Annotated in this window: 5 protein-coding genes and 1 pseudogene; all 6 read right to left on the bottom strand. The window is 54.9% G+C overall.

Annotated features, from left to right (window positions below):
• A partial coding sequence (locus IP81_RS19445) for a hypothetical protein (protein ID WP_157573357.1) occupies positions 1-2,790 on the bottom strand: 2,790 nt, incomplete at its 3' end.
• Between the two features lie 1,146 nt (positions 2,791-3,936).
• Positions 3,937-4,950, bottom strand: coding sequence for a hypothetical protein (locus IP81_RS19435; protein ID WP_157573356.1), 1,014 nt, complete (start codon positions 4,948-4,950; stop codon positions 3,937-3,939).
• Positions 4,951-5,119: 169 nt separating this feature from the next.
• Positions 5,120-7,342, bottom strand: coding sequence for a GumC family protein (locus IP81_RS19430; protein ID WP_197274718.1), 2,223 nt, complete (start codon positions 7,340-7,342; stop codon positions 5,120-5,122).
• A 41-nt stretch (positions 7,343-7,383) separates the two neighbouring features.
• The gene (locus tag IP81_RS19425) at positions 7,384-8,133 is read right to left on the bottom strand and encodes a polysaccharide biosynthesis/export family protein (RefSeq protein ID WP_054109656.1); all 750 of its coding nucleotides are present in this window, start codon (positions 8,131-8,133) and stop codon (positions 7,384-7,386) included.
• A 59-nt stretch (positions 8,134-8,192) separates the two neighbouring features.
• Positions 8,193-9,674: an O-antigen ligase gene (locus tag IP81_RS19420; RefSeq protein WP_082356330.1), complete on the bottom strand. Its 1,482-nt coding sequence runs from the start codon at positions 9,672-9,674 to the stop codon at positions 8,193-8,195.
• Positions 9,671-10,003, bottom strand: a pseudogene (locus IP81_RS19415) (sugar transferase); the annotation flags it as partial. The gene IP81_RS19420 and the pseudogene IP81_RS19415, both read right to left, overlap by 4 nt.
• Positions 10,004-10,127 lie beyond the last annotated feature (124 nt).

Genomic DNA, 10,127 nt, shown 5'->3' with positions numbered 1-10,127 from the left:
CGTCACACCCGTCGCAGCAACCTGAACCGTCGTCGCATCATCAATGGCGTTGAGTTCAGCAGCCGTGGCCGGACCCGTCACCGTGACCGTGTAAGCATTGTCAGTCCCGCTCAACGTCGCAAGCGTCGCAGCATCCGTTTCCGTAATCGTCGCCGTCACAACGCCTAACGTCAAGTCATCAAGAGAATTGGCGGTCTCAACAGAAATGCCGCCTGTCACAGTCGTCGAAGTCGCTTGAACGTAGAGCCTTCCCGATGCAGCAACCAGCGTCAAAAAGTCCGCCGCATCGCCCGTCAGCGTCGTCACCGACGTTGCATCGATGGTTTCGGAGAAGGCATTATAGAGTTGGACCAGCGTGGATGCCGTCACTTCGGTATCGGTCAGCACCACGTTCAGGGTGGAGAAGTCAAAGCTCCAGCTTTGTGCAGCGCCAGCCAGCGCATTTGCCGCAGTGTCCCTCAGGCTTACACCCGTCACAGTGATCGTTCCGCTGGTATCCGCTTCGATCTCTGCCAGATCAGACACACTGGCCGTGCTGGACAGCGTAATGTTTGCCTCGCTCAGATCCGAAAATCCGTTGGAATCATAGACCGTCAACACATCCGAAGCAGCGCCCGTGATGGTCGTAATCGATGGTGCAAAGATGGTGATGCTGGTGGCTGTGTCGATCGCATTCAGTTCTGCGGCCGCCGCCGTTGCGCCTGTCAGGCTAACCGCCACTGCGCCGCCCAGGCCGGTGATCCCGCTCGCCGTGTAAACCGCCGCCACGTCGGCTGCCGAACCGTTGATGCTTGTCAAGGCCGACGCCGTGATCGTGCTGCTGGTGGCTGTATCAATCGCAAGCAGATCGGCCGCCGCCGCCGGTGTGTCGTCCAGCGTCACCGCTTCGTTGCCTAGGCCGGTGAACCCGCTGATCCCCGCGTAAACCGCCGCCACTTCTTCTGCTGTGCCGGTGATGGTCGTCACATCGGTCGCATTGATCGTGCCACTGGTCAAATCGTTGATCGTATCCAGATCAAGCGCAGCCGCCGAACCCGCTGACACAGTCACCGCTGCAGAGCCAAGGCCGGTGATCTCGCCCGCATTAAAGGCCGCATAGGCGGTCGCCACGTCCGCAGCCGAACCGGTAATGGTCGTCACGTTTGAGAAGGTGATAACGCCCGACGTCTCGGCGTTCAGCGCATTCAGCGTCGCTGCAGCCACGCTGGTATCGGACAGCGTAACCGCCTCACCGCCAAGGCCGGAGAACCCAGCAATACCCGCATAGACTGCAGCCACATCCACAGCAGTGCCGGTGATCGTCGTCACAAGCGACGCATCGATCGTGACGCTGGTGGCCGCGTTGACCGCAACCAGATCAGACGCCGCCGCCGTTGAGCCTGTCAGGCTCACGACCACGGCACCGCCAAGGCCGGTGATCCCGCTCGATGCGTAAACCGCCGCCACATCCGCTGCAGAACCGGTAAGGCTCGACACGTTCGGCAAGCTGATCAAGCCGCTGGTGGCCGCATCGATCGCAACCAGATTAGACGCCGCCGGCGCGCTGTCGTAAACCGTTACTGCCTCATTTCCAAGGCCGGAGAACCCACTGATCCCTGCGTAGACTGCCGCCACATCCGCTGCCGTGCCTTGGATCGTCCCCACAGCGGCCGCATTAATTGCGCCGTCGTTTTCCGTGTTGATCGTAACCAGATTTGCCGCGCCCGCCGAACCCGAAGACAGCGTTACCGCTTCCTCGCCAAGGCCCGTGATATCGACATTGCTGTATGCCTGCGCCAGCCAATTCGCGTTGCCAGTCAATGCCGTCACCGCCGAAGCGTCGACGACGCCCGTGGTCATGTACGTCACAGCGACAAGGTCGTTTGCCTGAGCACTCGCATTGGTCACCGTGATCGGCACATCGCCAAAATCACTAATTCTTAAGGAATTATAAACCGTCACAAGGTCACTGGTTGTGCCCGTGAGGGCGTCCACATTCGCCACACTGATGGTACCGGTGGTGGCAGCGATGATCGTTATCAGATCAGCCGCAGACATAGTTGCGCCAGACAGCGTGACCGCCTCGTCACCAAGGCCGGAGAACCCGCTGATCCCCGCATAGACCGCGACCACATCCGCTGCCGTACCGGTGATGGTGTTAATATGAAGCGCAGCTACAGTACCACTGGTGGCCGCGTTGATCGCAACCAGATCGGCCGCAGCCGCTGTGCCAGATTCAAGGCCCACCGCTTCGTCGCCAAGGCCGGAGAACCCGCTGATACCCGCGTAGACCGCCGCCACAGCCCCTGCGGAACCGGTAATCGCCGTCACACCCGCCGCATTAACCTGAACCGTCGTGGCAGCGTTAATGGTGTTGAGTCCAGCAGCCGTAGCCGGACCCGTCACCGTGATCGTGTAAGCATTGCCAGTCCCAGTCAGCGTCGCAAGCGTCGCAGCATCCGTTTCCGTAATCGTCGCCGTCACAACACCTGACGTCAAGGCATCAAGAGAATTGGCCGTCGCAACAGAAATGTCGCCCGTGACGGTCGAATTGAAATTCGTCGGATCGGTATCCAGATCGGTAAGCGCCTGCACAACCGCAGCGGCCGTTCCGTTGATCGCCGTAATCGCAGAGCCATTGATCGTACCATTGCCGTTCCCAGCCTCGATCATCGTAATCTCAGATGCCGCATTAACACCCGTCAGATTGGCGTCATAAGCCTGATCAGGATCCCGAATGAAATCCCAAACGTCTTGCTGTGCCTGAGACAGAACGGAGCTTGCAGTCCCAGAGTACAAGTATGACGCCATGATTTGCCTGCCTTAAAAAAATTTAATCACATAATATCTACGGTTGGACACCCCATACGTCAAGGATTCCCTGATAAATCAAAAAAAAATCATCTTTCAATCAATTTTTTACATATAAATCATATGCTTATTTCCAAAAAGTTGAACCTCAGAGGTTTAAGTTTATCCGACTTTCGCTTTTTTCATTTTTTAACTTAAGATTTTAAAATTTCAATTTTTTCAATAGTTTAATTACTTTTCATACGAGGCGACTGCTTTTGGAGTGCAACACCATGATGAACACCCAAAAGCATGAAATGTGCAGCCCGACATGCCATCTTGAATCCACACATGTCGCCATCATTTTTTATTGCGTTTTAATCATAAAAATCATTTTTTAATCACATATGATAGAAAATTGTGAAGTCAAAAAGTGTTATAAGGCGTTAAATTTGGTCGTGATCCGCATTTAATTTGACTGTATGCTATCCAGCTAGAATTGTTAAGAAACGAGGAAACGAACTTTTGCTCCACGCGGCCAGATTTGGTTGGCCTAATAAAACACTGACGTGTTCACTGCTGCGCCACAGCTGCAGGAGTTCAACTAAGGATTTCTATATGCATAGGGACTTGAACGATTATCAACCCTTCAATTATCCCCATTAAATCTTGGCAAGCTCGCCCGGCTCGAGTGTTTTGACAAGATTGCAAAATGACAGCACCGCAGGGCGTTCAAGCTCGGGCATGCGTTTCTCGAACGGTTTTCGTGGTCCCCGAAGATCGTCATGCCCTCCACCGAGGCCCAAATGAACAGCGCGACGATTTCGAATTCGGCCTCGGACAGATCGGGGCACATTTCGGTGACGGTGCGCAAAATCCACGCGCACGCTCGAACACAAAGTTCCTGCACGCATTCATGCATGCAAAAGCCGTTTATCGCTCGCGCGGCGGAGTTTGCGAACATGAGTGCGATGCCCCGGCAACAAGAAAATTCTGACGTCCGAGACGCTTTATTCCCGCCTGACACACGGTGAGCACACCGATGCTATGACAAATTTGGGACATGGCGACGATTGAGCCCAAGGCCGAAATTGATCTGCCTTGCTGTGCAAAGCTTTATCCCACGCGCTATGCAACTCTACAAGTCTTTGCACCGGTGGCGCAATGCTATCGGTCAAGCTTGGCGCGGACGGTCAATCGCTCCATCGACAATGCTTCGACTGCGAAGTGAGCGTTATCCAGCCCTTCAGCAAGGAGCACATTCAAACGCCAATGCTGCGTTTCGCAGCCAACCGGAATATCAACGATGATACGGTAACGTGATGTGCCAGAGCGCATGGGCATAAATTGCTTCAAAAACGCCTTGGTTGGAACGTCTGGCCCTTTGCAGTTCCCCTGCCACCATACCCTCGTTGCGGGATCGCTTGCTTCGGTTATGGTCTGCAAGAAGGCATAACGGCCCGGCGCCAAAGTGGTGACACGCTCCATAAGCACCCCGCCCCCACCCGTCTCGATTTCAAACCTTGCCGAACCCTCGCGCAATTCAAGACCTAGCCTATCTTTCAGCAATGGAAATGACCAGGTAAATGGCACGCCCGCCGGATCGGATGTCCGGGGCGATATGGCGATGGTATCCAGCGACTGCGGCGGAATTCCGCCGTGACGCACTGCGAAGTTGCGCGCGATGTCTATAGCACCGCTATTCACCAATTGGACTTGCAACTGTGGAACGATTGCTCTGCCTGAAGGAAGAACACGCCCTCCAGTAACGATAAGCGCGGCCAGGTCACGTGGCTGCGCAGAGCTCAAGCAGGAAACAAGGAAGGCTTCGAACCATGCCTTATTTTCATATTCTCGCAATACAGCGCGCCACGCTGGGTCACCCAATCCTGCACCGAGCGATTTGTATAGTTCGGCTCTGAGATTGGGTGATGTTTGGATCAAGCGATCCGCGTGGCGCAAGACACCACGCAAGTCGGCCAGTTCCGCCGAGACCCGCAGAAGCTCGATCTGCAAAGGAACGTCGCGCCGGGAAATCCGCTGCGCAAGTTCAAGATCGGCACGATGTTGGCTTAAGCTGAGGTTACGCCTTAACAGAACCAGATTGCGCAATTCCCCGCTGGCCAGAGGATCAGAGCCAAGCCGCGCCCGTACCTCAGCAATGGCATCTTCGCGCGCCATATCAGACTGTGGCAAATCCGGAAGCGGGCGCCAAATCGCGCCAGCACTCCAAGACTTCGACCGTTCAAGCCGCGCCTGCTCATAGGAGAATGAGACAACGGCGATTACCAGGGCCAGCAACAGGATCAACCACCGTAATGATGGTGAAAAGCCTCGCCGGCCCAACGCCTCAAACTCGACCAAAAATCTTCTTTAAAGTCGATCCGCTTTTTGCAGGTTTGGGACCGTCACCATAGCTACGGTCATAGCCGTAACCATAGCCGTAACCGTAGCCATAACCATAACCGTGGCTGCGAACATCGATCTTCGTCACCACAACACCAAACAGCCGGTTGCCAACGCCCGCGAGCCGCTGCAGCGAGCTGCGCGCGGACCTAATGGTTGTTTTTTCAGCTTCGACAACGAAGAGCACGCCTTCAACGGCCCTACCCATAATGGGACTATCAGCCAGCCCCAGCACCGGCGGCGCATCGATGACCACATAATCGAACTCGGTTAAGCAAGCCGTAATTACCTCTGCCAAACGGTCCGTCGCCAAAAGCTCGGGCGGGCTTGGCGGAAGAGGGCCGCTCGTTATGATCGAAACGCCACGATGGGCTGTCTGCAATGCCAACTGCAAAGGGTCGTCGCCTGCAAGAGCATTAGCAAAGCCTGCCTTGTTTGGAACGCTCATGACTTTGTGCAACGAAGGTGAACGCATATCGCCATCAATCAGCAGGACTCGCTTGCCGGTGCGCCCGATGATTTGCGCCAGAGCAAACGAACTGGTCGACTTACCCTCGCCCGACTTGGTACTGGTAACAACAAGCGATCGCGGCAATCCATGATCGGTCGCGAACGATAATGTCGAATGGATGGAGAAGTAGGCTTCGGAAACAAAGGTCTTGGGGTCATCCAGCGCTTCGAAAGTGTTTTCCTCGGTTAGCGGGACATTACCAAGCAGCGGCATTCGCAGGAACTGACGCACATCTTCCGGCTTATGAATACCTTCATCTACGCGCTCAAGGGCGAACACGACAACAGCTGCTGCGCCAAGACCGAGCAGCAGGGCAATCGCAAGGTTCAGCAGCAGCTTTGGTGATGACGGCGATACGGGTACTTCAGCTTTGTCGACTATAGCAATATTGCTCGTCCCGACCGCGCCTGCCACGCCGATCTCCTTGTAGCGCTGGAGAAGGGCGTCATAAAGCTGCCGGTTGGTATCGGCATCCCGCTGATAAATTCCGTATTGGATCGATGCACGCTTTTGGCGGTCAAGCTCACCTTTAAGCTCAACAACTTTCGCCTCTAGCTGCTGTTCGCGGGCCCGTGCTTCATTAAAAGTGGATCGCCTTCCACCCACAATACGCCCAAGTTCGTTTGCCAGCGCGGTATCCAGCGTGTCCATCTGCTGCTTTATGGCAAGCGCCTCGGGATAGCTCGGCTTGAACCGCACCATGACATCGGCGTACTGCGCTGCGAAATCGGCGCGCTTGGCTCGTAATTGTGAAATGACCGGATTCGTTAGGGCCTCCGGGCTATTGTCGCCTGCCGCAACGCTCGCACGGCTCTGGGCACTGATCCTGTCGGCGCGGGCCGTTGCAAGCGCCGCGTTCAACGCCTCAAGATCAACCGATGCCAGCGTTTTTTGCGAAACGGTCCGGCCATTGGCGTCTTGCGAGGCATCAAGGGTAATGATGTCATTGGACGACGCAAACGTGACCGCGTCGCGCTCGGATTGCTCAAGCCGGGTCCGCAGATCAGCCAATCTTGTTTCGAGAAAGCGCCTCGCGTCTGCTGTTGAGACATACTGACGCTGCATTGTGGCGCTAATGAACTCATCGATCCACAAGTTCGCCACTTGTGCGGACAGTTCTGGCGATCTGCTTGTGTAGGTGATCTCAACAAGGCTTGACCCACGAACGGGCAGAACCTCGACGTTGGCCAGGAGCAAGCCAATCGCAGAGCGCTCACGCGCAGCGCGGCGTTCACTGTCCGGAACTTGCACATCATCTACTGCAATCGGCTTTGCACCGTGCGCATCAAAGAAGGCGTCGGTCTTTGCCACATCGAGCCGCTTTGCCACTCTCTCGGCAAGCGAGCGGGCGCGCAGCAAAGCATATTGGGTGGCGTAGAACTCGACGTCGCGCGTTGATGAGCTTGCTTCAAGTCCTTCAACGCTCGTGATGTTTTTTTGTTCGCGGCTGATCTCAAGTTGCGTGCGTGCAGTAAACTTGGGCGCAATGAGCAGGGTGGCCACCAGCCCGATAACAATCGCACCAAAAACGATAGCGCCCACGAGTACGCGCCAGCGGACCACCGCCTGCCAAGGCTCCAGAAACGCGGCGGCCAGATCAAACCGGTCTTCCATTTGATCTGTTGATGGCTGCAAAGCAGGTACCCGTTCGTTCACGTCAACTCTTTCAGTCTGGAAGGACTCATTTTTCGCGATCGTCATGGCCGGGTCAACCGGTCGATACTGATGACCAAAGGTGTGACCAAAGCCGGCGTTATCGCCAGTAGATCCTTGAAAAGGCGACGGGCACGTGAATCACCCACCATGACCACATCGCTGGCAAAGACCTGCGGATCGGCATAGGCACCATGGCGGATGGCGTCCAAATCATACAAAGCCGCATAGCGCTGGCCCGCGACAGTGCGGAATATCACGACATCATCGAGTTTCGAAAACTCGTCAGTGCCCTCGGCTTTCGCAATTGCGCTCATCAAAGTCATCCTGCCAATGGCGGGATAAAGTCCCGGCTTGCGCACTTGACCTTCGACAGTAATCACCCGGCTAATGGTTTCTTTCAGATTTACCGTGACTTGGGGATTGCGCACATGGCTCTCGCCAAGCCCGCGCATGATCGCGGCTTCAACCTGGGCCAGCGTCAGACCATTGATATCCAGAACACCAATAAGCGGGAAGGAAATCCGCCCGCCAGAATCCACCTGGACTTCCCGCTGGGACAAGACGGGGATGCCGAAAACATCGATCGAAAGCCGGTCAAACGGCCCGACATAATACTCGGCCGTAACTGCGGTTAGATCTACTCGCTCGGGCTTGGGCAATTCCGATTCGATGATTTTTAGCGCAGGATCACCCCCCAATGGCCGCGATATCGCACATGCAGATAAGGATGCAGCGAGGCACACACCCACCACAAGCCTTGCAACATTCACAGCGTTAATCATGAAAATCATCCGCTTTTCCACTGATTTATCAGCATAAATTGTCTTAATCTCAGAAGCCTTGCCACCGATTAGATTGATTTATGTATTTTTGCGAGCGAGAAATTTTGATTTTTCGTTACCCATACCAGCGCGATCACAATCACACTCATCAAAGCTGGCGTACGCAAGGGATAGTCACTGAATGACGCAAGTGCCAAGATGATGATCATGAGAAAGCCTAAGCGTGATAATGCAAGTTCAGCCGGCACTTCAGCATATCGTTCGTGACGCAACATGCCCCGGCAGATTATCCAGCCCCCCATCAAACCAAGGACTATAGCCGGAACACCACCAGTCAGAACGATTTCCAGCCAGTCGTTATGGGCATGGTTCATGTAGTTTGGCGCGAGCAAATGATCCGGTTCATAGATCATCATAACCGTTTCAAAACTGCCCAAGCCGGTGCCAAGTAGCCAAACATCCTCGATCATGGCAAAAACCGTTGGCAGGATCAGCATCCTTGCATCGCTGGCAGGATCGGAGGCAAACAGGCGATCCAAAGCCAGATCCCGATCAAACATCACAAAAGCAAGCCCCGCCAGCAGGGCAAGCGTTGGCAATACCCGGCGGCCCATGGATCGTGTGCGCTGCTGCGCAAGGGGCGCAATGACCCAAGGCGTTGCAAGCGCAGCAACCATCCCGAGGACAAGGCCAGAGCGCGATCCCGTTACCAGTAGAAGCGGAGCCAGAAGCATCACCGCACAGCCCGGAATAATCCACCATGGGACAGGAAACACCGTCCGCCCCGCCTCCAACGATTGATTTTTCTGCGCTGCCTGAAAGGCCTTGATACGCGCATGGAGCAAGATAGCTGGTGCAAGCAGGGCCAGAAAAACGGCTTGGTGATTGCGGTTTGCAAAGAAACCCACGCCACTTCCGGGATTAGTTACGGAATAGAAATAAAGCGCTCCCTTGGGATCGGAACCCATTTGCAAGCACGCAAGAATGGCGCTGCCAACACCAACGAGAATCAAGATATCCAAAACCCTAAAGTGCTGCTCTGCTCGATCCAGAGTTAACATCAGCCCGAAAACACTGGCCGGGACGAACAAAGACCACAGCGCGTTCCACGTTGCCTCAGGCGTCATCGAAAGCGACCTGTAAAGGCCGCCCATTCCAGCGTAACGGTCAATATCCACAATGATTTCACGTCCCGGCAGAGCTTGCCAAATGACCGGTGGAAGCGGGACCAATTGCAATGCAGGCAGTAGCAGCACGGCCCCTGCCCAACCCAAAACTGCGTAGTTTCGGAAAATCAGCCTACGCGGCGCACAGTACATCACCATGCCAAAACTCACGATAGCAAGCGGCCGTAACACAATCAGCGACGCGACATCCGGGCGGGCGCTCCCTCCCATCAGAAAGATCAGGGGCAGCCATAAACCGAGAACAAGAACCGAACCAATGTCTGGCCAGCCAGCCCAACCACTGACCGTTCGCATCATGCGCATGCGCATAGGAAGCAACAGCCGGGGCAAGTGCTGTAACAAACTACTCGCGCTTTTGCTCATCGCAACCCAAAGCCTATCACAACCGTTTTAAAGGCGAGCAATCCGATCGGAATGTCCAGCCAGACGAAAAAGTGCTTGATGCGGTAGAAACCATATTCAAGCTTTTGCCGTTCCGCGTGACCGTGTGCGTCAGTTCCCTGACGCACTGCCACCCATTCGGTGATCTTTGTACACAACGAGTACAGATAAGCATAAAGTGGAATTTTCTCTGCATATTGATCGGCCAGACCGGCGGATTCCGGACGCGGGTCCACTAAGCTAATGCCACACCTCAACCCATTGAATAAATGAGGAAGTTCGTCAATGCCCAACTTGCAAATAACCTTTCCAACGCAGGTAAAGTCGCACCTCGAGCTTAAGTAGGGAACTGCGCTTTTCCATGATTATTACAAAACAACTAGGCTCAGGACCTATTAAATCACTTGCGGTGGGAACGATTGATTGATTCAATGG

Origin of the sequence: Novosphingobium sp. AAP83 (genome assembly GCF_001295795.1) — a bacterium.
Lineage (GTDB): Bacteria > Pseudomonadota > Alphaproteobacteria > Sphingomonadales > Sphingomonadaceae > Novosphingobium.
Note: the sequence above shows the minus strand (reverse complement) of the source record. Positions and strands in the feature narration are given on the sequence as shown.